The following is a 26,147-nucleotide window of genomic DNA, read 5'->3' on the forward strand; positions in this document are numbered from 1 at the left end:
GAAGATGGGTTGGGTTTCTTTAAACTCCAACACCAGATCCAGCTTCTCTTGGACTGTATATTTACTTCTAGACATAAAAAAATCCCTTCATGAATATCAGATGAATTTATATTATTTCATCTGACAACCATAAAGGGATTATCGCAATTCAATGGATCAAGCTTTTTTTATGTCAAAAATGACTATTAAATATTGTGAAACTATTTACAATCTTGTAAATAAGAGTTACTCTTGACTTGTCAAAGATTGAGCAATCAATTGAAAATAATACAATATTTGAGGAGATAGTTATTATGGATGCCACAGAAAAGAAACTAGTAAACAATGATTTCAAAGATATTATGTTGAACCGTCACTCATACAGAAAGTTCAAAAAAGACGTTAAGATCTCAGATGAAGAGATCACGCAAATTCTAAAAGAAGCAATCAGCGCACCATCAGCTTGCAACTTGCAATCATGGCACTTCGTAGTTTGCAACACACCAGAAGCCAAGAAAAGGGCTCGTGAAGTAATGATGCCATTCAACTACCCACAGATCGACACAGCCTCGACCGTGATATTCGTAATGGGAGACATCCAATCACACTACAAGTATCGTGACGTCTGGAACAAAGCCGCAGAAAATGGCCAGATCACCACAGAAGAAAGAGACAAAATCTTCAAAACCTTCTTACCACTATACGAAAAAGCCGACCGCAACTTCCTAGAAAAAGATGCCACATTAGACGGCAGCATGGTAGCCATGCAACTATTACTATTAGCCAGAGCCCACGGCTACGAAGCCAACCCAATGTCAGGCTACTACTTCGACAAAGTAGTACCACAATTCGGCCTAGATCCAGAAAGATACATCCCAATCACATCAATAGCAATCGGCAAACCAGACGAAGAATTCACCAAATCAGTCCGCTATGATGTAAGTGAAGTCACAGATTTTGCTTAATTCAGAAATGAAATAAAAATAGGCGATGATAATTCCAAAGCAAAGGAATTATCATCGTCTTTTACTGTACAAAAAACAGGAAATAAAAAAACATTAATAGTGAAATATCAACCGGAACATAAAAGCAATCGATGAAAGGCACTATCAAGATAAAATAGATAGATAACTTGATCAGTATCTTAAGACTGATAAAAAAGTAAGTACATCCAAACTAATCAAAGCAGTTTTGCAGAAAAAAGATAAGTACCGTACCCAACCAAAAAAATTGATTTATACCATCTTAGGTTCTGTGGAGGGATGGAGGGAATTCGCTGTCAGCCATGAAATTTCACTTGGCAATTTATTGCCTAGTGAAAGGCCCAGCTGTGAGATGTCCGGGCGAACTTCCCGGATAGCTCAGAGTGGTGCCCATGGCGTTCCACAGCGCAATTCCCGGAATCCCTCCACAGAACCGGCAATAAAACACCAACTAAAATACAACCTCAAATCCGTCTAAAACTAAAAAACCAAAATACCTTTTATCCATAAACTGTTCTACAATATAAATAAATAAAAAACCAATGAAACAAAAAGGGAGCAAACAAAAGCAAAATGATCACATTAAAATCAGAACGAGAAATCGAAGGCATGCGTGAATCAGGAAAAGTACTAGCTGGAGTCCACCTAGGCCTACGCGACATGATCAAACCAGGCCTATCAGCTTACGACATCGAAGTCTTCGCCAACGACTACATCCTAAAACATGGTGCAACACCTTCAGAAAAAGGTTTTGAAGGCTATAAGTACGCCACTTGTGTCGACGTCAACGATGAAGTTGCCCACGGAACACCTCGGAAAAATTTGATCTTAAAAGAAGGCGACATCGTAAAAGTTGATATGACTGTCAACAAAGACGGATATGAAAGTGACTCATGCTGGAGTTACGCTGTCAGTGAAGTTAGCCAAGAAACTAAAGACTTAATGGATGTTACTAAGAAATCACTTTACCTCGGGATCGCTCAAAGTGTCGTCGGCAATCGTTTAGGTGATATCGGCTTTGCCATTCAAGATTTCACAGAAAACAAGCATGACTACGGTGATGTGCGTGACTTGATCGGACATGGTATTCAACCAACAATGCACGAAAAACCAGACGTTTTCCACTATGGTCAAAAAGGTAAGGGACTTCGTCTTAAAGCCGGCATGACTATTACCATTGAACCAATGATCAACGAAGGAACTTGGGAGATCAAAGACCATACTTTGAAAGATAAAAATGATCCATGGATCTACTACGTATCAAAAGATGGCAGCTGGTCAGCTCAATATGAGCACACTATTGCTATCACAGATGACGGTCCTAAGATCTTAACATCACAAGATGCTGAAGAAGATGCCAAAATGTTGGCTTGGGCACAACAATATATCAAAGATAATAATTATTAGAACTAGCAAAAAGCAGACATTCATCATGTCTGTTTTTTTAATGTGTAAAATTTTAGCCGTAGAAATGTGATGGGAATAGCAATGAGAAAACTCCTAAAATAACAATGATCGTCCACCAATACTTAGCTAGAAAGTCCCAGAAGTTCATTTTTCCATATCTTCTGACGTAACGATTTTTTCGAGGATCAAAGACAAATTCCCCCGAATCCACTAAGGCATCGGTGTCTTTTCCTAAAATCAAGTTATCCAAACTGATATGGAATGTGTCGGCCAACTTGATCAAATTATTCACGTCAGGGGTCGATTCTCCAGATTCCCACTTAAAAATCGCTTGTCTAGTTACGAATAATTCTTTTGCTAGATCATCTTGCGTCAGGTTCAGCTCATTTCAATCTCTCCTTCACGTTTATCTACTTTTAGATTCGTACATATCACCGTTATATACAAGCAAATTATTGACCTTATCTGACGTCATGTAATAACAATTTGCGCAATCAAAAGTAACAAACATACTCACAAAGTCTTATGCGCCAAGCTATATGTCGTTGCAAAAAAAAGAGATAGGTCATCCTACCTCTTTTGTACTATCTATTATTTTTTGTCCCAAAGAAAATCAATCAGCAGTTTATTGACCTCCGGATTTTCGTGCAAGCGACTATGTTGGGCATCTTTTCCAACGATTTTTTCTTCACGGTATGATTTAGCATGATTGCTGACGAGGTAACGCAAGGACTTGGAAGAAGCGTTGCTGACACGGCCATCGGAGTGAGAGCCATCATCTTTGTCACCGTAAATGTTTAGGACGGAAACTCCCTTGTAGGCGTCACTGTGACGGAGTGCCGTTAATTTTTCGTAAGTAGGGTTGATCTGGATCGGTAGGCCATTAGCTTTCAGTTTCATTTCGTTAGGCTTATCGTCGACGCCTAAGATACCGTTGAAATGACCAGCGATGTCGACTTGTTTTTGTAACTGAGGCAGCTTTTTATCACGATAGTTGTCTAGCATGTAAAAAATTATCGCCATGTTGCCCATCGAATGTCCGACGACGTTGAATTTCTTGATGTGATAAGCTTCTTGGAGTTTGAGGACGACATTTCGTGCCCATTGACCGTCTTCGGTATAGTTGGAATTACGGTTGTTGTCAAAACCTACTTCGACGATGGGATGCTTGTCATAAGAAGGGATGACCCCCTTTAAAGTCACGTCACCTTTGTTATCGAATAAGGCTTTAATGATGGTCTTTGGAGGGCCTGCTTTGACGGCAGCGTGTGCCATTGATTCTTCGGCATTAGTGCTACTGCCATAACCATGAAAAAATAAAGTAGGGACGATAGTAGCTCCCTGCTTTTTCGAAACTTTGCTGACGTTAGAGTTGGAACAGGCCGCAAAAGTTATGATCGAAGCGACAAATAAAAAGAAAATCGAAAGGTTTTTCATCATTTTTATCATCTTTTTCATGAAAATATTGTCCTAGTTCTTTTAATTGAGCATACAACTTTTTTAAGTAAAAAGAACTTAAAAAGCTTTATGATTTTTTTCGGTCAGTTTCGAATATAAATATATTTATATTTCATGATATACTAACATTAAATCATAGGGGGGATTCACGTATGAAAAAATCATTAGTAGCACTAGTTTCCGTGTCGTTGCTAGTTTTAGCAGGCTGTGGAGCTAATAATTCGAGTTCTAACAGTAGTAGCTCCAATTCGCAAACGTCTGTTAAAAAGGAAAACACGGCTTATCAGAAGCTAAGTTCTAGCGATAAGAAAAAGCTTAAATTTGATCTTACTTCGACAAAAGATAAAGACGACAACAATTATGAAGTTTCGATGACGATCAAAAATAAGTCGAAGAAAAATGTTTCCTTCGACCCCACGCAATTCAGTTTATTAGTTGATGGCGTGCAACGGGCGACTTCTGATGAAGACGACAAGGTTACTGTTAAAGCTGGCCAACAGATCACGATCGACGAGTTGTTTGAAGACGTTTCAGCTGATGTCTTGAATGGTGAGAATATAACTGTTGAATACATCAATAAGAAAAATATCGTCGCAAAACCTAGTTTTAACATAACGACTGATTCAGCAAGCGATGAAACTGCTGCAACGACGAATAATGGTAGTGGCGATGATCAAGAAACAGCCGCTACTAGTTCAACGAGCCAAGCACCACAAGACAATCGGGTCGTTAAACGGGCTGATCAAGCGGAAGACTTATATAGAAGAGCAACTGGTGGATGGGGCGGTTATTTGACTGTCACAGAAACTAATGGTGGCTGGGAAATCACAAGTACTGATACTGGTGAACACGTAGGATTCGTTTCCTATGCCGGAGACACAATAGCAGACAGTAACGGAACAACTACCTACGACGAGATGCTTCACGCTGAACAAAATGGTGGTCCTGTCAAACCATAATTTTTCCGATATCAAAAAATTAGTATCAAATAATTTTTTCGTGATATTATTTGGATAAATAGGAGGGGATTCCCATGAAAAAAGCACTTTTAGCATTTACTGCGGCTTCAGCGCTAGTTTTGGCTGGTTGTGGCGCCAACAATTCTAGCTCGAATAGTAGTGATTCAAGCCAACAAAGTTCAACGCAGAAGCAAGATACGGTCGTTGAATATCAAAAATTGGGTAAGAGCGATAAGAAACTAGTCAAATTTGATTTATCTACTAACAAAGACAATGACGACACTGATTATGATGTTTCGATGACGATCAAAAATAAGACTAAAAAGGACATTTCATTCGACCCAGCCCAATTTACCTTACTAGTTGATGGAGTGCAGCGGGCAACATCTGATGAGGATGACAAAGTAACAGTTAAAGCTGACCAACAGATCACGATCGATGAACTATTTGAAGATGTTACAGCCGAAACATTGAATAGTGATAAGTTGACCGTGGAATACATCAATAGTAAAAACGTGGTGGCAAAGCCTGATCTAAGCGTGGCTACGACGGATAATAGCCAAACGCAAACGGCAGTAGATAATTCTGCCACAAGTACTGTTGATGACAGTGATGATCAAGAGGATCGACTCGTGAATAGTCCAGAGCAAGCAATTTCGATGTATCAAGCTTCGTATGGATTACATACTGATCCTTCAAGTTATCAAGTGTCCGCAGTTAGTGGTGGCTATCAGGTGGTCAACAAGTACGGCAAGTCAGCAATCGTTTCGTATAACGGCGATATAACTGATGAAAATGGCGTTAAATCATACGCTGATTATGCGAATGCCAATGGATAGATTTTTTATCGAACAAGTGGGGGAAACTTCACTTGTTTTTTATTTTCTCAGTTAGCTTAAAAAGCTAAGCACGACAATATTTTGGAAGCATTACTAATTTTTATTTTCAAAAATAGATAAATTTGAGTAAACTATAAATGAAAAGATAGATATAGTTTTCAGTGAGTTTTCTTTTACTACAATAATACTTTTAAATTCGTCTCCTATTACATGAGGATAATTATGAATAATAAAATTTTGATCGGTATCAATTGGTTAGCAGCTGCGTTATTGACCTTGGTATTGATTTTTGCAGGACTCATGCCCCACGCATTTTTAAACCGTGAAGACTGGGTCCAACCACCAGTTTTGATTGTCGTGACGATCGGATTGTTGATCATAATCAATGGTATCCGCAAGGCAATCGAACTGATGTCACCTAAGGTCTATCGTTGGACTTTGATCGTCTTAGGTATCTTGATCGTGCTCACCCAAGTCTGGGTGGCATTCAATTTCGTCACCATCGCCCGTGCAGATTCGTACTTTGTGCGAGAACAAGCGATAGCGTTAGCTCAAGATAGTCAAACTTGGGCGGATTATTTCAAAGTTTATCCAAACAACGTCAATACAGCATTGTTTCAAGCAGCTATGATCAAGCCTTTTTTGAAGATCGGTATTTTAGATCCTTGGATTTATTTGAATATCCTACGTTTTATTTGGATCGATACTGGCTTAGTCGCTGGATTGTACATCTTAAAAAGCTGGCAAAAGCTGCGTCCGGTCGGGGCATTCTTTATGTTCACATGGCTGATCAGTTTGCCAGTTTATAGTTACGGATTGTTTTCATACAACGACCCCTTGATCATGCCAGTAGTGTTAGATGTCCTAGCTTTAGGTATCTTTGTTAAACGCCACAACGGCGTTATGAGATGTGTTGGTGCTCTATTAGCAATGATCTTGGTGGCTTTCTCAATCATGATGAAGAGTAACTTGGTAGTTTTGTGGATTGCAATTTTTATCATTTTAGTAATCGCCATGCTTGCCAAAAAAATCGATTGGAAGTTGACCATCACCTGGCTAGTCGGCAGTTTGGCCATGACAGCCCTGTTTTTCATGCTTGCTAATACGGCGGCCTTAAAAAGTGGGTACGTCAAAGATCAAAATCAAGCTGTTCCTGTGACTAGTTGGATTGCAATGAGTTTTAACCCTGAAAAACAAGGACAATACAACGGGAAAGATTTTTATCAGATCCACGATGCTAAAACAGCAGAACAGAAAAAGCAGCTTGCTAACAAACGTCTGATCGACCGGATCAAGGAACTCGGACCAGTTGGCTTGTTGCTCCATTTCAACGAAAAATTAGGCGTCTTTTTGAGCCATGGTGATTTTGACAGTGTTAACTTGAATCGTCAGTGGGTCAAAGCACCGTCCGTTTATATGGGACACCAGATGTTTGTTCGTTTCTGGTCTTTATTAGTTTCACAGTGTTGGTATTTAGCCTTACTGTGTGGAGCCATTTTGCAGTTGTTCAAAAAACGCGAAAACTTGTTGACAGTTGCTTTCTTGAGCTTGTTCACCCTAGGATTGACGTCCTTTCACGTCTTCTTCTGGGAAGTTGAGCCACGATACGCCTTGCCACTCTTTCCGATCATCGCCCTATTAGGAACGCTCGGTTGGTCGACGGCTCCGCAATTTGCCTTATCAACATCTAAAAAAGCTAGATTGAGTGGATTGATGGCGGTTGGTGTCTTGTTCAGCACGCTGAGTGTTGTCCAATCTGTTTTTTACACTGAAACGGAACCACGTCCGATCACCATGCAAGGAATCGGCAACTATTTTGATCGTCATTATTTGCAGATAAACCCACAAGAAAAATTCGAGTTCACAGTTCCGCTTCAAGACCATTCAGCCAATCACTTAGAGCTTTATACTAAGTCAAATGAGATCGTAACGATAAATGTCAAAGACAAGACTAAGCGATTGACGAAGGTGACTGACAATGCTCGATTTATTAGACAGATCTATTATCCATTGACCAAAGCTCAAAATTTGCAAGTCTCGATTGCAAATGATGGCAATCGTCCCGTTAAATATTTGGCTGGACCAATGAGTTATTCGGCAGATTCTGGAAAGATATTGGAGCATCCAGAATTGAATCTAAGATGGTATGCTCAACGCGTTCCTGATGATCCAGTTAAAACCATTGGAAAACCTGCACCAAAATCATATAACGCCGCTACAATAATTGTTGTCAATGCAGCATTATTCATGATCGTGATTTTAGCCGTAACCTGGTTTGAACATCCAGATGTCGTTACAATTTTTACTCGTAAAAAATAAGTTTGAAAGCTCTCAGAGTAGTATTCATCTGGGAGCTTTTTTGTGTCTAGAATTATTTATTTTGTTCTGTATAGAGAACAAAACTCCTAAAAAAGACATTTTATTCTGTATGGAAAACAAAAAGGAAAAAAGCTTTGTTTTATTCCGTATAAAAATAATTATCTGAATAATTAATCAACTCAATTCCTTATTTATTTTCATGAAAATAAATCCTGTCATTCAGAGGTTATTGAGTTATATTTGCTTTTAATTATGTTCTGATGACATGTCCCAGTAATAAGTGATATTTTCATTCAATCATTTATATATAACAGCGGTAATTTTGGTGTTGACCAAAGTTCTTTCTGGTTATAGACTTTGAACAATCTAACTACTAGGTAATGATTATGAAGGCGCCTATCTATTGGTTAAAGTTGGTTATGATATACACAGCGTAATTGATCTCTGAAAAAAGATTTCTCATGGATCAGTCTTAACCGGAACCTATTTTTCATTTACCTAGTTAAATTAAGGGAGATGTAATGATGGTCGAAAACAATGCGAAATCAGCTACGAGTGAACTACAAAAAGATGTTGAAAAATTGAAAGCTTTGAAATGGGTCGATCTGACTCATACTTTTGGACCGGATAGTCCGCGATTTCCAGCTTTTGCCAAGCCAAAATTTAAAACGACTTTTACTCATGACGATGGTTTTTTCGTCAAAGAATATACTTTCCCAGGTCAATTCGGTACACACATCGATCCAACGATCCATTTTGATGCGCACAGTGACAAGTACGTTGAGGATCTTGAATTAAAGGACCTAGTTTTGCCTTTGATCGTCATCGATAACACTAAGGCAGTTGCTAAAAGCCCTGATTCTTCGCTTTCTGTGGACGACATCAAGAGTTGGGAGAAAGCTCACGGAAAGATCCCTGCAGGGACATTTGTGGCTTTACGCACCGACTGGTCCAAGCGTTGGCCAAGCCAGGAAAAATTTGAGAATCTTGATGAGCAAGGACAGGCACATTATCCAGGCTGGGATCTAGAAGCGCTTAAATTTCTCTATGAACAACGTGGCATCATTGCTAATGGTCATGAAACCTTTGATACTGATACGGCGGTTAAACAAGAAAATGGTCTCGTTGGTGAATTCTACGTTTTAACGCACAACCACTATCAAGTTGAATTGCTAGACAACCTAGATTTACTGCCCGCAACAGGTGCTGAAATCTTTATTTCGGTCGCAAAACCAGAAAACGCACCGGGATTTCCAGTGCGAGCTTTTGCAATTCTTCCTAACTAGAGTCAAAGTAATGATATTAATTTAAAAAACCCTCTTGGTAATTGGATACCAAGGGGTTTTTTGAGTTTATTCCCAATTCAGAATATATTTAGTGGATCTTCCTCCACCAATTTTTTCTATTTTGGATTCTTTTAGTAGTTTATTCAATGATCTTTCAATTGTAGTTTGACTGTACTCAGGAATAAGTCCTAGTAGATCGGCTTTTTTCAAAGGTTTTAATTCGGTTTCTAGATTTTTCAATATCAATGTATCCACAGTGAATTTCTCGACATTGGGATGAATTCTTTCGGATAGGTCTCGATAAGCTTGCAGGACGATGCTCAAGAAGTAATTTAAAAATGGTTGATAAGAATTTTCATTTTTATGCCAGTCAGCAGAACTTTGTTTTAAGGACTCGTAAAAAGCTGGTTTGGTTCGCTCGATCAATGATTCCAAGCTAATGTACTTACCTACTTCATAGCCGCAATTATACATGGTCAAAAGCATGAGGAGCCGGGACAAACGCCCATTTCCATCGCGAAAGGGATGGATAGAAACGAAGTCAAAAATAAAAGCTCCTGTTAGCAGTAATGAGGGAATTTGATTTTGAGTTATAGCTTGATTGTAAGATGCACACAAATCGGAAATTAATTCCGGAGTCACTATTGCTGGTGGAGGCGAGAATCGTATTTCAGATGTCCCGTCGGAAAATTGGGTGACGATTTCGTTATCAATATCTTTAAAATGACCACCCCAAGTACTGGTAGTGAAAGAAAAGAGATGTTTGTGCAAAGTTAAAATATTACTGTTATTTATTTTGATGTATTGGTGTTGGTTGTGTATTAGATCCAGTACATCACGATAGCCAGAAATTTCTTCCTCACTGCGGTTATGAGGAGTTGTTTTCTTATTTACTAGATTTTTTAAACGAGTATCACTCGTGTAAATGCCTTCAATTCGATTAGAAGAATCGGTACTTTGGATTTTGGCAACTTCAGCTAATCGTTCTAACGTATTATTTTCATCACTATTATAAGAACTTTGCTGGCCAATTAATTGAGAGATCTCCATTAACTTTTGAGCCATTTCAGGCGTTATTTCTAAATTATTCAAAGTAGTATAATCGAACTTTTTCAACATCATCACCTCTATTCTACATCATTTTAACCTAAATGACGGAGAATAGAAAGAAATGATGCAGAAAAAAAGACATGGTCAAGTAACCATGTCTTAGTGTAAAAATTAGAATTCAGCGTTTCCTGGTGTTCTTGGGTAAGCTATAACGTCACGAATGTTTGCCATACCTGTTAGATACATAACAAGTCTTTCAAAACCGATACCGAAACCTGAGTGGACTGTGCCACCGTACTTACGTAATTCAAGATACCATTTGTATTCGTCTGGGTTAAGGTCGAAGTCTTTGAGTTTTTCTTCTAAGACATCGATTCTTTCTTCACGTTGTGATCCACCGATCAACTCACCAATTTCAGGAACTAGCAAGTCAGCTGCAGCAACGGTCTTGCCGTCATCGTTAGCACGCATGTAGAAAGCTTTGAAGTCTTTAGGATAATCAGTCAAGAAGACTGGTTTTTCAAAGACTTTTTCACTTAAGTAACGTTCATGTTCTGATTCAAGGTCAAGACCCCAGCTAACAGGAACTTCAAAGTCAACGTCAGCTTTTTCAAGCAAGTCGATGGCTTCGGTATAAGTGATCTGTGCGAATTTTTCAGAAACGGTTGTTTCAAGGCGAGAAATCAAGTTTTCGTCGACGTTGTCGTTTAAGAATTGAACTTCTTCTTTGGCGTGATCGAGGACGTATTGTACAACGTACTTGAGCAATTCTTCTGAAACGTTGATCTCGTCTTGCATGTCAGCGAAGGCCATTTCTGGTTCGATCATCCAGAATTCTGAGGCGTGACGACCAGTATGTGAGTTTTCAGCTCTAAATGTAGGACCGAATGTATAAACATTTCTGAGTGAAAGGGCGAAAGCTTCTACTTCTAGTTGACCGGAAACAGTTAAGTTAGTTTCCTTTTTGAAAAAGTCTTCGTTGTAGTCAACTTTGCCTTCGTCAGTCTTAGGAACGTTGTTGAGATCAAGCGTCGTTACTTGGAACATTTCACCGGCACCTTCAGCATCTGAACTAGTGATGATAGGTGTTTGGATGTATGAGAAGTCATGATGTTGCAAGTATTCGTGAACGGCAAAAGCTGCAATCGAACGAATCTTGAAGACTGAGTAGAATGTGTTTGTCCGTGGACGCAAGTGGGCAATTGTTCTTAGATATTCGTAACTGTGAGCCTTCTTTTGTAGTGGATAGTCACTGTCAGAAGCACCCAATTCTTTGATCTCAGTAGCGTGGATCTCGAATGGTTGTTGAGCATCAGGTGTCAAAGCAAGGGCACCAGTTACTTCGATAGTAGTACTGATAGGATATTTTTTGATTTCGTCAAATGTGTCTTCCAAGTCGCCACGACTAAAAACAATTTGAACGTTCTTGAAAAATGAACCATCGTTTAATTCGATGAAGCCGATCTTTTTAGAACCACGAGAAGTTCTGATCCAACCTTCGATCGTAACTTCTTCGCCGTCTTTATATTCTTTGGCGTATAAGTCTTTAGCTAAAACCTTAACCATAAGCTAATTCCTCCGGATTTGTTATTTTGAACTTTGTTACTAGATACTTAGTTTTGGTTGTTGGGATTATTGAGTGGAAGTTTGATCTATTTATTTTGTGTTACATCTTGGATGTAATACAAAATAAAAAAGGAATCCGAACGACACGGAGGTCGTTCCGATAAGTTACTCTAAGTGACATAGTCACTAAGAGTAACTAAAAATAGACCTCCCATCTCGATTACCCATCTAATAAAAGATAGATAAAAGGGACGAAAGGTCTTCCGCGGTACCACCCAATTTGTTTTCATACGAAAACATCTCTACAAGCACAAACATGCTCTTCAACGATAACGTGTTGAATACGTTGAACCCTACTGTTAGTTCAGGCCAAGGTAAAAAGATGTTTTTCGTAAATACCCGCATGTTAAGTTCGCACTGTCCTTAACTCACTGAGAATTGAGTAAATAGTACTCCTTCTTTTTAAAATCCTAAGTATTAAGTTAAAGCGATAATAGCACAGAACGGGGGCTTTGACAATATGGCAATTATTTGGTTATCGTTTTTCAAAAAAACAATATTGTAGTAAAATTATAAATAGCAAACATTTGTTCGTATGGATAAATAATATATATGACGTTAGAATTAATGTGAAAGCGATATTAACACGTCACGTTTCACATGAAACAATGTTTTCAAAGTCATGCACCTCAGGAGGTTGCGGCTTTTATTTTTTTCAGTTGGAATAAAATCACACCATTAAAATTGATTTTTTAAAACGTGATGGGTATGGAAGTAAAATGTATTTTTTGAGAAAAGAGGCACGTCAATTATGAAGCAAGGATCGATTTTCGATAGTGAAGCACATCAAAATAGTCCACTAGCTAATAGGGTCCGGCCAACTGATTTTGATGGATTTGCTGGTCAGAAGCATTTAGTCGGTAAGGGCAAAATTTTGCGTGACTTGATCGATCGAGACCAGCTGTCATCTATGATCTTTTGGGGACCTCCCGGGGTCGGGAAAACTACTTTGGCGCAAATTATTGCTCATAAGACTGAGTCACAGTTTATTACTCTTTCAGCGGTAACTAGTGGTATCAAAGAGATTCGTGAGATCATGCAGGAAGCTGAAAATAACCGTGAGATGGGAGAAAGAACTGTCGTCTTTATTGATGAGATCCACCGATTCAACAAGGCTCAACAAGATGCCTTTTTGCCGTTTGTGGAACGTGGAAGCATCATCTTGATCGGAGCAACTACGGAAAATCCTTCGTTTGAGATCAATTCGGCTTTGTTGTCGCGGTGTAAGGTCTTCGTTTTAAAACAATTGACGACTGATGACATCGTGGAACTGCTCCAAAATGCCTTGAAGAATCCTGAAGCTTTTCCTGATTATAAGGTCGAGATTTCAGAAAATGACCTCGATGTGATCGCTCAATTTGCTAATGGGGATGCTCGAACGGCTTTGAACACTTTAGAGATGGTCGTGTTAAATAGTGACCGTCAAGGCGATAAGGTCGTGGTGACTGAGGGATCCATCGAACAACTGATCAACACCAAATCGCTTCGTTACGATAAAAAAGGTGAGGAACACTACAATATTATTTCGGCGTTACACAAATCGATGCGTAACTCCGATGTTGATGCCGCAATTTATTGGTTGACCAGGATGCTAGAAGGTGGCGAAGATCCACTCTACATCGCCCGTCGTCTGGTACGATTTGCTAGTGAAGACATTGGCCTGGCTGATACTAGAGCATTGTCGTTAGCAATCGACGTCTTTCAAGCTTGCCAATTTATCGGGATGCCTGAATGCAACGTTCATTTGACAGAGTGCGTGATCTATTTATCATTAGCACCTAAATCAAATGCGGTTTATGAAGCAGCAAATAATGCTAAAGCTGATGTTAAGAAGACTGGCAATGAACCAGTTCCACTTCAGATCAGAAACGCTCCTACGAAGTTAATGAAAGAATTGGATTATGGAAAAGACTATCAATATGCTCATAACACGACGGATAAACTGACATCGATGAAGACGATGCCACCTGATCTTGAAGGACATGAGTATTATTATCCTTCGATGCAGGGGAATGAGAAGCGGTTTAAAGAGCGTTTGGAGTATATTAAGAATTGGCATCGGGAGCATGAAGAGTAAGTTTAGCTTGGTAATGTTGTATTTCTTAAAATCAAATTTGTTGGAATAGTTTTAGTTACGTTCATGGGATTATCTGGATCAGCAAGTTTTTCCATTAAGAGTTGTGTTGCTTTTTCAGCTAGTTCATCAGTATTTTGATGAATACTAGAAATTTGAGGTGTTGCTATTTTGGAAATAGGAGCGTCATCAAATCCAATAATACTAAAATCATCAGGGATTTTTTTACCTAATTTTAATGCGGTCTGGAGAGTTATATAGGCCACATTATCATTAATGGTGAAGATCCCTATTTTTTTATCTGAGATATTTTTTATAAAAGTTAATGCTTCAGTATTCTTATCTAGAAATTCATTTGATGTGGAATGAAGAGTGAGCATACGGTCGGTTGAATCAATCTTGTGTTGCTTAATGGCATCGTAGAATCCGCGAACTCTTTCTTTTGTGGTTATTGCTTTAGTTTTAGTGGTAATGATATAGGGAGAAAAACCTGTTTTTATAAGATAGTTTGTGGCTTCCAAAGCACCATAATAATGGTCTGAAGTTATAACTATTTTTGACTCGATATCAGGGTTCCTATCAATAAAAACTATCGGGATGTTTACATTCAAATAGTGATCTGAGGGATTGGTAGAGATTATGATTATTCCGTCAACCATATGCTCAGAAAGAGTTTGTAAATAGTTAGCTTCCTTTTCAGCACTTCGGTCGGTGTTACAAACGATAGAAGAATAACCATTCTTGGATAAAGCTTGTTCGCATTTTTTTACTACAGCCGAATAAAATCCGTTTGTGATATCAGGCACTAATATACCGATTATATTTGATTTGTTTTTTCTTAAACCAATTGCTAACTTGTTTGGTTTATATCCGGTTTGTTTGATTGCAGATAGTACCTTTTGTCTAGTTTCTTCGGAAAATCGCCCGTTATCATTGATAACACGCGAAACAGTCGCTACAGAAACACCGCATATTTCGGCAATTTGTTTTATCGATACTTGTTCCTTCATGTGGATCCCTCAGTTCTTCATCATTTGTGAAAGCGTTGACATTGATATGATAATGTTGTTTAATTTGCCTGTAAAGTAATTTGTGTCAATTGAGAGAACGTTTACTCAGGAAAGGAGTATTTTATGAAGGATTTTTCGATTGATATTTATGCTGATGGGGCAGTTGTTTCGGAAATGGTTGCTGCCAAGGAGAAAGGTATCGTTAAAGGATTTACTACAAATCCAACATTAATGAAACGTGCCGGTATTACTGATTATGTTGGTTTTGCTAAAGAGGCTCTAGAAAAAGTATCAGGATTGCCTATTTCATTTGAAGTTTTTTCAGATGATTTCGACACAATGAAAAAGGAAGCCGAAAAGATTGCTTCACTCGGTAAAAATGTTTTCGTAAAAATCCCTATTACAAATACTAAGGGTGAATCATCAGTTCCTTTGATCAAGGAATTATCAGATGAAGGTATTCAAGTTAATGTCACAGCTATTTTGACGATTGAACAAGTTGAAGAAGTTTTACCAGCTTTTAAACAGGGGTCAGATAATATTGTTTCTGTATTTGCAGGGCGTGTGGCTGACACTGGAGTTGATCCTACTGAACTCATGAAGAAATCGGTAGAGTTAGTTAAAGCCAATGGTAATGCCAAATTACTTTGGGCAAGTTGTCGTGAAGTATTGAATATCAAACAAGCAGATGATTTAGGGGTTGATATCATCACTGTCACAACTCCAGTTTTAAATAAGCTTCATATGATCGGAACAGATGCAAAAGAACTTTCTTTGGAAACAGTGAAAGGATTTGCAGCTGACGTCAAATCTCTAGGATTTTCGATTTTGTAAAAAATCTATAGGGGGTTAAATCATGCTTATTCCAGCAATATTAGTTGCCATCCTTGCGACTTTTTCACAATGGTGGTTTTTCGCACCTGTTACTAGATGTATGACTTATCCACTTACCACCGGACTTTTGGTTGGTATATTTATGGGGGATCCAATGTTAGGAATGTTAGCTGGTGCTAATATTCAATTAGTTTATCTTGGTTGGATCAACGCCGGTGGTGTAATACCATGGTTGCGGGTATTTATGGTACTGCTTTGACAATTTTATCAAGTGCCAATCCAAAATTGGCAGTTACTTTTGCCATTCCATTTAGTTTGCTTGGACTATTAATGGTTCAAATATATCAAACTATCAATTCATTTTGGGTTCACCGAGCTGATAAGGCCTTGGATGAAGGCAAAGTCAGACAAATTAGATTTTTAAACTATGTACCCTCTTTTATCGTTGCGTTGGTAGTCTATGGAATTCCTGCTTTTTGTTTAGTAATGTTTGGAAAAACCTGGGCAACGGCTATGCTCGATGCTATACCTAAGAGTTTAACTACTGCACTTGAGGTAGTCGGTGGTTTGATGCCTGCACTTGGTATTGCAATGTTATTGAATTACTTAGGCAAAAAATCACTTAATGCATACTTCTTTATCGGATTTTTCTTAGCAGTTTATTTGAAGTTGGATATCATGGCTTTGGCAATATTCTCAGCAACAATCGCCTTTCTAGTATTTATTAATCAAACTTCAAAGACTGAAAACTCAAATGCTGCACCTAAGAAAAAAGTACGTCGATTAACTTTAAAAAATCGTACCGGAGAAACAGAAGAAGTTGCTGCTGCTCCAACCGGTTCTTCTGCTACCTCAGATGTAGTTTCTGCATCAAACTATAAAGTCCAACTTTCTAAGAGTGACTTAGTCAAAACATGGTTGTGGGAACAATCCGATGAAGCTGCTTATAATTATGAAAGATTACAAGCACTTGGATTAACTAACATGATGATCTATCCAATCAAGAAACTATACAGTGAGAATCGTCAAGCAGAAGAATTGAAAAAATACATGGTCTTCTTTAACACAGAACCTCACATGGTTGGACCTATCATCCATGGTGTAGCACTTTCAATGGAAGAAGCTAGAGCTAATGGTCAAGAAGTATCTGCAGAGGATATCAATGGTGTCAGAACGGGTCTAATGGGTCCTGCTGCGGGTATTGGTGATACTGTTCAACAAGGTATTTTATTCCCAATATTAGCTAGTATTGGTGCAACAATGGCTCTTGAGGGTAATTACTTGGGACCAGTACTTTTTACAGTATTGTTTGAAGTAATTATTTATACAATTGGATACCTAATGTTTATGTATGGATACAAAAAAGGTAAAGAATCGGTTATTACAATTTTGAAAAATGGTGTTATTAATAAGGTTACTAATGCCTTCAGTATCGTTGGGTTAATGGTAGTTGGTACGATGGCTGCAACTAGAGTTGCAGTTGACACCCCACTAGTTTGGCGTGTAGGTAAGAGCACGATGAAGTTACAAGAAATTTTAAACAGCTTAGCACCCGGATTGATTCCTCTAGCCATAACATTGTTGATCTGGTGGTTAGTGGCTAAAAAAGTTAATCCTACTTGGATCATCTTAGGTATTTTTGTTATTGGTATTTTGTTCTCTTACTTAAATATCTTTGGTGTAGTTGTAGCGAAATAGGTGAATTATTATGATAAAAATTGTATTGATCAGTCATGGTCCCTTTTGCGAAGGTTTGCTAGAAACTTTGCAAATGATAGCTGGTCCCCAAAAAGATGTATATACGGTTGCTTTAAAAGAGGGTGAGAGCCCTGATGGTTATCGTGATAGATTAGAAGAAACAATCAGTAGTAATGAAAAAGACTATGAAGGAACGCTAGTTTTATGTGATATAAAAGGCGGAACACCATATAATTCAGCTGCATTCGTTAGTCAAAAGCATCAATTGTCATTAGTTACAGGAATGAATGTTCCAATGGCGATAACAGTAATAACTAGTCGATTGCCAGATTCATCGCTTTCTGAATTAACTAAATTAGCTGTTGATGAAATGAGTGTAGGAATAGAGCAAGTTGATCTAAACTTCAAGGGAGGAAAAAAGCGTGGAAAACTTAGTATTAACAAGAATCGATGATCGTTTGATCCATGGTCAAGTGATGACTGCTTGGATCAAGACAAAGAACGCTGATCAAGTAGTAATTGTTGATGATGGCGTTGCTCAAGATGATTTCATGATCAATGTCCTAGAAAATGCTGTACCTGATAATATTGGAATTGGTATTTTTTCAAAGGAAGATGCAGTTGAATTTTTCTCCGAACCATTAGAAGCACCAACGATTATCCTTGCTAAAACACCGCAAACATTAGAGTATATGATCGATCATGGAATTAATATCTCAGAAATCGATCTAGGTGGCATGGGAGCTAAAGATGGTAGAGATAGGTTATACCATACTATCTCTACTAGTCCTGAAGAAAATGAGTCCTTCAAGAATATTATTTCAAAGGGAACTAATGTATTTATCCAAATCATGCCTCAAAATGATCAGGTAAATTTGGAAAATTTGCTTAATAAATAAATTAACGTAGTCATACAATAAGTTGATCTGCCTCGTCCACAGAATCAACAAAAAAGCCGATTTGATTGAAGATCAAATCGGCTTTTTAAATTGGTTCATATATGAATGCTGATATCAAGGGCTTTCGAGAGAATGAATCTATATATCATGATGTGATTTAATCAGGCTATATGGATGGAGTCATTCTCTGGAAATATAGTTTAGCAAGTCAATAAGTGATTACTACCCCTCGTCTATAAAACTTGTGGAGGTAGAGATCATGAAAATTTGGAGTGGATGGAGATTGGTGTGCTACGGTTTCTATAGCTGTTGCGGTCTACATATTGTCGTTAGCAAGTATTAATTTTGCGAAGGCATATCGGACCATAATTAAAGAGAGTGCAAGGAGATGCTCAGTTTCTAAACCGGAGGCCGCTATCTCCTGGAACTCGTTTCCGATAAAAAAAGCTAACCATAAAGGTTAGCTACCAACAAAATCACTGTAAAACTTGTGTCGAAGGCATCGATCTCACCATCGGTGTCTTCTCTTTTTGTATTATAAGCTGTAGTGGCAAAAAAGTAAATTGCATAGATGAATGATTTTTTGCCTACAAATTTTCGTCTGTTTCGTTCATTTTTCTGGAAATTTTACGTTGCAAATGTTTGAATATGTAAACAGCGGCAATTATAACAGTTATGACCGCAATGATAATTAATAACCATTTCAGTAAAAATAAGATGCCGAAAATGATTTTTGAACCTAAACTAATCAACAGACCAACGCCTTTTACTAGTAAATAAATCCCGAGAATTATCAAGGCAAATACAAACCCGTAAAAAACCACGTCCAAAAAAAGTGTAGCAATTATAGCGAAGATTCCCAAAATAAAAAAAACTAATAAAAGCGACATGATAATCTCCATGGATTCCCCCCTAAGTCATCCTTTTTATAAGATAATAATACCAAAACTATATACCATGAAGATATAGATAACCCCTGTCTTTACACTAATTTGACACAAAAAACGGCTAAGATTTTACTTAGTCGTTTTTGATTGTCTGATTTAACCATTTTATTCCCCAAATGTCTTAGAAAAGTCACTAGGATTCAAGTTGTTATAATGAACGGCAATGTCGTCAGAATCGACTCCCATTGGCGTTCCGCCGTTTACGGGCATTAATTCGTAGCTATATTTGTCGTCTTTTGAGTTGAATTGCTCCACGCGTTGTAAGACGTAAAAGCCATCGGGACGGCTATTGCTATAAAAAATGAAGTTGTTGCCATTTTTCATGACTGTAAAGGTAGTTATTTGGTCAGCTTGGTAGCGAACGCCGTTGGCATCTTTGAACTTATTAAAAATTTTTTCAGCCTGAGCATATTCAGAAAGAGCAGAAGTTTGCTTGATTGACTCGGTTTTTTCATAACGGTTGACGACGGTCGTTTGCTGATCGTGGTTGATGCTTCCTAGGCCCCAAACTACGGCGACTAATGCAACTATTGCTATTGCCCAAAGGGCGTTTTTCTTCTTATTCATTTAATATTCCCCCAAACATTAAATCAAATATTGTTAATCGCTTACATCCTCATTATATCTCTATTTTATGCCACAGAGTAAGTCTAACGATAACGACAGATCCAATCCTAATTCAAAAATTAGTAATCACCCTTGTTGACAAATGTAGACAGTCGCTTTATGATGTATTTATCAATTAAAGATTACAAACGTAAACAAGAAAAGGGGGAAGCATTTTGGCAAAGATATTAGTGTTAATTTTTGGCTTGTTGATCATTGGCTTTATCGTCTGGTGGTTCTTCGGCAAGCATGAGGTTGCTGAAGTTTCAGCTGACGTTACTGATGATGCACAGAGCATCGACGTGGAAGTTAATGGTGGTTATTCACCAGAAACAGTCGTCTTGAAAAAAGGTATTCCAGCAACGCTTAACTTTACTAGAAAAGATAAATCAAGTTGTTTGGATCGGGTCGTTTTTTCCGACTTCGGGATCAACCAAGAATTACCGATCAATGAAACAGAAGAGATCAAGATCGATACGACTAAGCCTGGGGAATATCAATGGGCTTGTGGTATGGATATGTTCCACGGAAAATTAATTATTAAATAGGAGAAAATATTATGAGTGAAGTACAAAAGGTTAATGTAGAAGTTGCTGGCGGCTACAATCCAGAAGTAGTTAATTTGAAAAAAGGCGTTCCCGCACAAATTTCATTTACGAGAACTAACGACAAGGGATGTCTAGAAGTAGTTCATTCTAAGGACCTTGGATTTGAAGAAGAATTACCGATCGATGTTACTAAGACAGTCGATGTACCAACTGACGAAGCTGGCGAATTCGACTTTAGTTGTGGAATGGATATGTTCTTTGGAAAAGTGGTGATCTCGTAATGACAATCACTAAGAGATTTTGGATCTCCTTGATCCTATCTCTACCAATGCTAGCCAATATGATCATGATGCCATTTGGCAAAATGATCCCTGGTGGAGAATGGACTCAATTCATTTTAACGACCATCATTATGTTGATCTCAGCTCGTCCATTTTGGCAAAGCGGCTGGGCCTCATTTACTAAGCACCATTCAAATATGGATACTTTAGTGGCTATCGGAACATTGACAGCTTATGTTTACAGTATTTATGCAATGGCTACGCACCAAGCCGTCTTTTTTGAAAGTGCAGCTTTTGTAACGACTTTCGTTCTTTTAGGACAAGTCTTTGAGGAACGGATGAGAAACAACGCTTCAAATGCGGTCGAAAAGCTAGTCGACTTGCAAGCTAAAGAAGCTGAAGTCATGCGTGACGGCAAACTAGTTAAGTTGCCACTTGAAGAAGTCGTTGAAGGTGACATCATCAGAGTAAAACCTGGTGAAAAGGTTGCCGTTGATGGTGTTATCACCGAAGGAACTTCAACTATCGATGAATCAATGGTCACTGGTGAAAGTATGCCCGTTTCGAAAAAAGCTGGCGACAAGGTCATCGGCTCGACTATCAATAGTAACGGAACCTTCATGTTCAAGGCTGAAAAAGTCGGTAAGGATACGATGCTTTCACAGATCGTTGACTTAGTTAAGAAAGCTCAAAACAGTCATGCTCCAATTCAAAATTTGACTGATAAAGTTTCTGATATTTTCGTACCAGTTGTCTTGATACTCGCTATCTTGACCTTCATGGTTTGGTACGTCTTCCTTGACGCATCCGTAGCGAACTCCCTAATTTTTGCCGTTTCCGTAGTCGTTATTGCCTGTCCTTGTGCTCTGGGACTCGCAACACCAACAGCTTTGATGGTCGGAACTGGCCGTTCAGCTAAAATGGGAATCCTCATCAAAAACGGTGAAGTTCTCGAAGCCGTTAACGAAATCAAAGCCGTAGTTTTCGACAAGACTGGTACTATCACAGTCGGCAAGCCAGAAGTAACTAACATTGTCGGTGATGAAAAAGCCGTCTTATCAGTTGCTACAGGACTAGAACAATCTTCAGAACATCCATTAGCTTCCGCAATCGTTAAGAAAGCCGAAGCTGAAAAAATCAGCACACCTAAAGTCGCTGATTTCCAAGCTATCGAAGGTAAAGGTGTTCAAGCTGTCATTGACGGTAAGAAGTCTTTCGTCGGTAACGATAAATTATTGAATGATGTAAGTATTTCTGACGACTTACAAAAGCAAGTCATCAAGCTCCAAGAAGAAGCTAAGACAGTAGTCTTTGTTGGTGTTGAAGACCAAGTTATCGGTTTGATCGCCATCCAAGATGCACCAAAAGAAACATCTAAAGAAGCTATTGCAGCTTTGAAGTCACGTGGTCTTAGAACAGTCATGCTAACAGGTGACAACCAACGTGTCGCTCAAGCAATCGCAGACCAAGTCGGCATTGATGAAGTCATCGCTGACGTCTTGCCAAGTGAAAAAGCTGATCACGTTAAAGCTCTTCAACAAAATGAAAAAGTTGCCTTTGTTGGTGATGGTATCAACGATGCGCCAGCTTTGACAGTCGCTGATGTCGGAATCGCCATGGGTTCAGGTACTGATATTGCTATTGAATCAGGTGGTATCGTCCTAGTTAAAAACGACCTAAGAGACGTCGACAAAGCCTTAGCATTGAGTAAGAAAACTTTCAATCGAATCAGACTAAACTTATTCTGGGCCTTCATTTATAACGTTTTAGGAATCCCCGTAGCCGCAGGAATCTTCTACGGACTCGGCGTGATCCTAAGTCCAGAATTAGCCGGACTAGCTATGGCCTTCAGTTCCTTGTCAGTCGTAACTAGCTCCGTCTTATTAAACAAAGCTAAAATCAGCAGTAAAGTTGAAACAGCTTAATAAAAAACGAATCCTGAGTGATGGGATTCGTTTTTTTTTGACGGAATTTGTTGGCTGTATCGAATCAATCTTGGTCTGTCATTATAATAATAAGTATCAAAGTTATTGGTGGTAGATAATGAAAAAAATGAATGCTGACAAAACATTTTTAAGAAAAATAAGCACAGAAATCAAGGATCACGAGCCTAATTCGAGTTCTCCTGAAATTGAAGAACAAAAATTTGTCTCTCAAACAGATGAAAAAAACTTAGAAATTATGGGTATCAAGTTTAGTACTAAAGAAAACTTTTGGAATACGCGCGAAAGTATCGTAAATGGGATATACGAAGGCTTTTATCCTAGTAAACAAAACGTATTGGATTCTCACAAAATTTTGGAAGAGCAAGTTCCAGTTGATAAATTAGTAAATGATTTATTGGATGTATATAGAGAAAATTGATGAGGCTTTATTTTCATTAAAAAAGAAATTATTTTAAATTAAATGTCGCTCGTATCGTTGGTATAACAGTATTGTTGTAATATCATTACAAAACCACACAATTTAAATATTTGTCCAATTTCATATGGTATATTTATTTCTGCCTTAAAGGGGAGGATATATTTATGAATAAGAGGACTTTTAAAAAGCGGTCCTACACTAGTATGGCCGCTTTATTTTTGGCTGGAACGATTTTTTCAACTACCGGTAATGCCTATGCCGCCACGGTTGATAAATCTAGCAGCCAAGATAAGACCGATTATGCGATCGAGCAAGTCAAAAAGACCGGTTCGGTAACATTATCGGGTACCGATCAGTTTGACTTACAGAAATTCGCTGATGCGGTCAATGCTGAAGAAGGTGTTCAGCAAAAAGCAGAAACTACCACAACTGCTGCTAATCAAACGGACGAAACAGATCCAGAAGTTGCTATGGATGAAGCAACGACGGATTCAAAGGAGTCTGAGCCAATAGCTCCAGAAACTGTTACTGATTCAGCAGAAAAAGTCGAAGAGAGTGCAAACGAAGATGTCAATGCAGAGGATGTTTCTAAGGATGAAGAAACAGAAACTACCACTGATTCTTCAGCAGAAACTGCCGATGACAAAGACTTGATCACAGTCGATCCTGAGCAAACTACGACTGAAGGAACAGAAACAGAAACAGTTCCTAATGTCATCAACAAACCAGATGTAACTGCTAGTGCCGATGACGAGTTGACGATGGAAGATTTAAACAACGTCACGCCAAAGACTTATAAGACGTTATTAGGCAAAATCACTGGTTTTATCGGTGATAAAGTGACCGATGTAACTTCGGGGATCGCCGCAGCCTTAGGTTATCCATTGCTTTTTAGCCGTTTTGGAACTCAAGCATTATCCGACTTTCGGACTTTATTGAGCCCAACTAGATACGACGTATCAAATACTTGGACTAGTTTAGACGAACAATATGATCCTGAGCACAGCGAGCAATATTATACCGTGGCTCAAGATTGGTGGAACAACGAAGCTGTCAAAGAAGACGTATCAGTTCCTTATTACGACAATGCTAACAAAGAGATCAGAGCAACTTATGTCGCTCATCCGGAATCGAAAAAAACCGTCATCATCGGACAAGGTTGGACTGAGCGTCCCGACTGGATCGGTGTGGTATCTAAAGTTTGGTACGACATGGGTTACAACGTCTTGATGCCAAGTCAACGTGGTCAATTTGCCAGTGATGGCAACTTACTTTCCTTCGGTTATTATGACAAGACTGACTGGAAGAGCTTAGTTAATAAGATCAACGAAATGAACGGTGACGACGGAGAGATTGTTTTTTACGGTCAGTCACTAGGTGCAAACACAGCCTTGGAAGCTGCTTCTGAAGAAGGCTTAGCTTCAAATGTAAAGGCAGTCGTTGCCGATGCGGGATATTCAACTTTGCCAGCTTTAGGAGCATCGCTTTACAACAAGGCTTTGGCAACGGTCAATAATCCGTTGAGCAAGTTGATTATTCCGATCCACTTCGACAACATTCCATTTTTACCTTACGAAAAGATCATGAAGAGCGTGAACAACATCAACAAATTCCTCCAAGGATTTGGACTAGATGACGTTTCCGGGATCGTGTCAGCTGCCAAGACCACATTGCCAGCTTATTTCATTACGACCGAAGACGATGCCTTCATTCCTGACACACAAAGTGTTGCCATGTATAATGCCAACAACTCAGCTATTAAAAAGCTTTGGGTCTTAGACGGCAGCGTTGGTGGACACGCTTCAGCGAACAATGCAGTTGCTGAATATCAAAGCAACATCCAAGCATTCATCGACGAAGTTAATAAAGCTAACAATTTAAAGGTCAACGTAGAAGTAACTAACGCTGACAAAACTAGCACGCAAAAAGCTGCTTAGTAAAAAAACCTTAAGCCAGATATGAAAATATCGACTTAAGGTTTTTTTAGTAACATTATTTATTTCTGATAGCTTCAGTAATAGCAGCTGTACTAGTTGCCACATTTCTATCATCTTGGAATTTAGCAAGTGCTTGAACTACTTGTTCTTCCAACTCACGTGCGTGGTTAGCTTCGAAGAAAGGCAATTCGATCGATCTTTGAATACCTGACTTTTCATAAGCAAAAACAGTCTTGATACCACTACCGGCGATTGCAAGACCAACTAGCAATAAGATCAAGCCGGCGAAGATTGATGAACCGAATGCACTCAATCCAGCTAAGGCGATAATAGCACCTAAGAAAATAGCACCTAAATGATAAGAACTTGATGTGTAAACATTTGAGAGTGTATTTAATGGAGATGTGTCTTTAGATCTACCCGCAGGTATCATTCCAAATAAAACAGTGTTTTGCATATCGATTCTCAAAAAATGATCGTCGACGAAAATATTACCTTTTACCCAAGGTGCTACCAAACTTACAGAGAAGTCGGAATTAGGACTAACGTTTCTACTTTGAACCATGATGGATCCCCCTACATTATAAATATAATTATAAATTAAAAAATCTTTTTTATTATAGCACTTATTTCCCATCATGATAGATAAGTAAAACGTTTTCGGCTTATTTATTGCAAAAATTTATTTGAAATTATAGTATGAAAATCTGTTTAGACAATTTTGGACGTTCGCGTGGCTGTATGAGGGATGCCGATTTTTTCAAAAAGCAGCAATGAAAGAATCAACCACATGACATATATGGTGCGTTTTTTAAACATTATAAAATCATTATATGAATAAAATAACCCTCTGAATATTTCAAATCCAAAGGGTCAAAAAAGGTTATTTATTTCTAACTAAAGGTTGAAAGCACGAAAATAGCCCTCAACTCATTCGTATGTTGAGGTTGGGTACAATCAAATAGTTTTTTAACATCATGAAGCATTATCCAAGAGCCTGATCAGGCGATTGGGTAATGCTTTTATAAATTCGTCAAAAATAT

The 26,147-nt window shown here is 38.5% G+C and carries 23 protein-coding genes, 1 pseudogene and 1 other annotated feature; of the genes and pseudogenes, 16 read left to right on the plus strand and 8 right to left on the minus strand.

Annotated elements, in window-relative coordinates; genetic code table 11:
- The first annotated feature begins 293 nt into the window (after positions 1-293).
- Both EKM69_RS10125 and map read left to right on the plus strand, forming a co-directional pair.
- The gene (locus tag EKM69_RS10125) at positions 294-944 is read left to right on the plus strand and encodes a nitroreductase family protein (protein WP_125710695.1); all 651 of its coding nucleotides are present in this window, start codon (positions 294-296) and stop codon (positions 942-944) included.
- Positions 945-1,535: 591 nt separating this feature from the next.
- Positions 1,536-2,369 (plus strand): type I methionyl aminopeptidase, encoded by an 834-nt coding sequence (gene map / locus EKM69_RS10130; protein WP_125710697.1) that lies wholly within the window; start codon positions 1,536-1,538, stop codon positions 2,367-2,369.
- 52 nt (positions 2,370-2,421) lie between these two features.
- Here the strand turns inward: map and EKM69_RS10135 are convergent, their stop codons facing one another.
- Both EKM69_RS10135 and EKM69_RS10140 read right to left on the minus strand, forming a co-directional pair.
- Positions 2,422-2,751: a helix-turn-helix transcriptional regulator gene (locus EKM69_RS10135; RefSeq protein ID WP_125710699.1), complete on the minus strand. Its 330-nt coding sequence runs from the start codon at positions 2,749-2,751 to the stop codon at positions 2,422-2,424.
- Between the two features lie 209 nt (positions 2,752-2,960).
- Complete coding sequence (locus EKM69_RS10140) at positions 2,961-3,827, minus strand: alpha/beta hydrolase (protein ID WP_125710701.1); 867 nt, start codon at positions 3,825-3,827, stop codon at positions 2,961-2,963.
- Positions 3,828-3,979: 152 nt separating this feature from the next.
- On the opposite strand from EKM69_RS10140, the gene EKM69_RS10145 reads away from it, so the two are divergent.
- The 4 genes from EKM69_RS10145 (at position 3,980) to EKM69_RS10160 (ending at position 9,230) form a co-directional block, all read left to right on the plus strand.
- Positions 3,980-4,786: a hypothetical protein gene (locus tag EKM69_RS10145; protein ID WP_125710702.1), complete on the plus strand. Its 807-nt coding sequence runs from the start codon at positions 3,980-3,982 to the stop codon at positions 4,784-4,786.
- 74 nt (positions 4,787-4,860) lie between these two features.
- The gene (locus tag EKM69_RS10150; RefSeq protein ID WP_125710704.1) at positions 4,861-5,625 is read left to right on the plus strand and encodes a hypothetical protein; all 765 of its coding nucleotides are present in this window, start codon (positions 4,861-4,863) and stop codon (positions 5,623-5,625) included.
- 222 nt (positions 5,626-5,847) lie between these two features.
- A complete protein-coding gene (locus EKM69_RS10155) occupies positions 5,848-7,944 on the plus strand; it encodes a hypothetical protein (RefSeq protein WP_125710706.1) in 2,097 nt (698 codons plus the stop codon).
- Between the two features lie 521 nt (positions 7,945-8,465).
- The gene (locus tag EKM69_RS10160) at positions 8,466-9,230 is read left to right on the plus strand and encodes a cyclase family protein (protein ID WP_404825423.1); all 765 of its coding nucleotides are present in this window, start codon (positions 8,466-8,468) and stop codon (positions 9,228-9,230) included.
- Positions 9,231-9,296: 66 nt separating this feature from the next.
- On the opposite strand, the gene EKM69_RS10165 is transcribed toward EKM69_RS10160, so the two are convergent.
- Together EKM69_RS10165 and asnS are read right to left on the minus strand one after the other, a co-directional pair.
- Positions 9,297-10,322, minus strand: a complete 1,026-nt coding sequence (locus tag EKM69_RS10165; protein ID WP_318530669.1) for a Fic family protein — start codon at positions 10,320-10,322, stop codon at positions 9,297-9,299.
- A gap of 129 nt (positions 10,323-10,451) precedes the next feature.
- Positions 10,452-11,846, minus strand: a complete 1,395-nt coding sequence (gene asnS / locus EKM69_RS10170) for an asparagine--tRNA ligase (protein ID WP_125710710.1) — start codon at positions 11,844-11,846, stop codon at positions 10,452-10,454.
- Between the two features lie 244 nt (positions 11,847-12,090).
- Positions 12,091-12,321 (minus strand) — a binding site (T-box leader).
- 336 nt (positions 12,322-12,657) lie between these two features.
- On the opposite strand from asnS, the gene EKM69_RS10175 reads away from it, so the two are divergent.
- A complete protein-coding gene (locus tag EKM69_RS10175; RefSeq protein ID WP_125710711.1) occupies positions 12,658-13,983 on the plus strand; it encodes a replication-associated recombination protein A in 1,326 nt (441 codons plus the stop codon).
- A 2-nt stretch (positions 13,984-13,985) separates the two neighbouring features.
- Here the strand turns inward: EKM69_RS10175 and EKM69_RS10180 are convergent, their stop codons facing one another.
- Positions 13,986-14,990 (minus strand): LacI family DNA-binding transcriptional regulator, encoded by a 1,005-nt coding sequence (locus EKM69_RS10180; protein WP_125710713.1) that lies wholly within the window; start codon positions 14,988-14,990, stop codon positions 13,986-13,988.
- A gap of 123 nt (positions 14,991-15,113) precedes the next feature.
- Between EKM69_RS10180 and EKM69_RS10185 the strand changes: the two genes are divergently transcribed.
- The 4 genes and pseudogenes from EKM69_RS10185 to EKM69_RS10200 all read left to right on the plus strand — a co-directional run bounded on the left by EKM69_RS10185 (position 15,114) and on the right by EKM69_RS10200 (position 18,421).
- Positions 15,114-15,824, plus strand: coding sequence for a transaldolase (locus EKM69_RS10185; RefSeq protein ID WP_125710715.1), 711 nt, complete (start codon positions 15,114-15,116; stop codon positions 15,822-15,824).
- A gap of 22 nt (positions 15,825-15,846) precedes the next feature.
- Positions 15,847-17,522: pseudogene (locus EKM69_RS10190) on the plus strand (PTS system mannose/fructose/sorbose family transporter subunit IID).
- Between the two features lie 10 nt (positions 17,523-17,532).
- On the plus strand, positions 17,533-17,976 hold the full coding sequence (locus tag EKM69_RS10195) for a PTS sugar transporter subunit IIA (protein WP_125710717.1): 444 nt from the start codon (positions 17,533-17,535) through the stop codon (positions 17,974-17,976).
- Positions 17,945-18,421: a PTS system mannose/fructose/N-acetylgalactosamine-transporter subunit IIB gene (locus tag EKM69_RS10200; RefSeq protein WP_125710719.1), complete on the plus strand. Its 477-nt coding sequence runs from the start codon at positions 17,945-17,947 to the stop codon at positions 18,419-18,421. Before EKM69_RS10195 ends, EKM69_RS10200 begins: the two co-directional genes overlap by 32 nt.
- A 587-nt stretch (positions 18,422-19,008) precedes the next feature.
- Here EKM69_RS10200 and EKM69_RS10205 read toward each other — a convergent pair.
- Together EKM69_RS10205 and EKM69_RS10210 are read right to left on the minus strand one after the other, a co-directional pair.
- Positions 19,009-19,323, minus strand: a complete 315-nt coding sequence (locus tag EKM69_RS10205) for a hypothetical protein (RefSeq protein ID WP_125710722.1) — start codon at positions 19,321-19,323, stop codon at positions 19,009-19,011.
- Positions 19,324-19,473: 150 nt separating this feature from the next.
- The gene (locus EKM69_RS10210) at positions 19,474-19,935 is read right to left on the minus strand and encodes a hypothetical protein (protein ID WP_125710724.1); all 462 of its coding nucleotides are present in this window, start codon (positions 19,933-19,935) and stop codon (positions 19,474-19,476) included.
- Between the two features lie 212 nt (positions 19,936-20,147).
- Here EKM69_RS10210 and EKM69_RS10215 point away from each other — a divergent pair, with 212 nt between their 5' ends.
- The 5 genes from EKM69_RS10215 to EKM69_RS10235 all read left to right on the plus strand — a co-directional run bounded on the left by EKM69_RS10215 (position 20,148) and on the right by EKM69_RS10235 (position 25,104).
- Positions 20,148-20,522: a cupredoxin domain-containing protein gene (locus EKM69_RS10215; RefSeq protein WP_164505924.1), complete on the plus strand. Its 375-nt coding sequence runs from the start codon at positions 20,148-20,150 to the stop codon at positions 20,520-20,522.
- Between the two features lie 11 nt (positions 20,523-20,533).
- Entirely contained in the window at positions 20,534-20,803 is a 270-nt protein-coding gene (locus EKM69_RS10220) for a cupredoxin domain-containing protein (RefSeq protein ID WP_125710728.1), read from the plus strand.
- Positions 20,803-22,728 carry a copper-translocating P-type ATPase gene (locus tag EKM69_RS10225; protein WP_125710730.1) on the plus strand — a complete coding sequence of 642 codons (1,926 nt, stop codon included), beginning with the start codon at positions 20,803-20,805 and terminating at the stop codon, positions 22,726-22,728. The genes EKM69_RS10220 and EKM69_RS10225 overlap by 1 nt, the downstream gene beginning before the upstream one ends.
- Before the next feature lie 118 nt (positions 22,729-22,846).
- Positions 22,847-23,167 carry a hypothetical protein gene (locus EKM69_RS10230; protein WP_125710732.1) on the plus strand — a complete coding sequence of 107 codons (321 nt, stop codon included), beginning with the start codon at positions 22,847-22,849 and terminating at the stop codon, positions 23,165-23,167.
- Positions 23,168-23,331: 164 nt separating this feature from the next.
- Positions 23,332-25,104 carry an alpha/beta hydrolase gene (locus EKM69_RS10235; protein WP_125710734.1) on the plus strand — a complete coding sequence of 591 codons (1,773 nt, stop codon included), beginning with the start codon at positions 23,332-23,334 and terminating at the stop codon, positions 25,102-25,104.
- Positions 25,105-25,159: 55 nt separating this feature from the next.
- On the opposite strand, the gene EKM69_RS10240 is transcribed toward EKM69_RS10235, so the two are convergent.
- Positions 25,160-25,669 carry a DUF2892 domain-containing protein gene (locus EKM69_RS10240; RefSeq protein WP_125710736.1) on the minus strand — a complete coding sequence of 170 codons (510 nt, stop codon included), beginning with the start codon at positions 25,667-25,669 and terminating at the stop codon, positions 25,160-25,162.
- Positions 25,670-26,147: the final 478 nt, after the last annotated feature.

Origin of the sequence: Companilactobacillus zhongbaensis (assembly GCF_003946515.1) — a bacterium.
GTDB classification, from domain to species: Bacteria; Bacillota; Bacilli; order Lactobacillales; family Lactobacillaceae; genus Companilactobacillus; species Companilactobacillus zhongbaensis.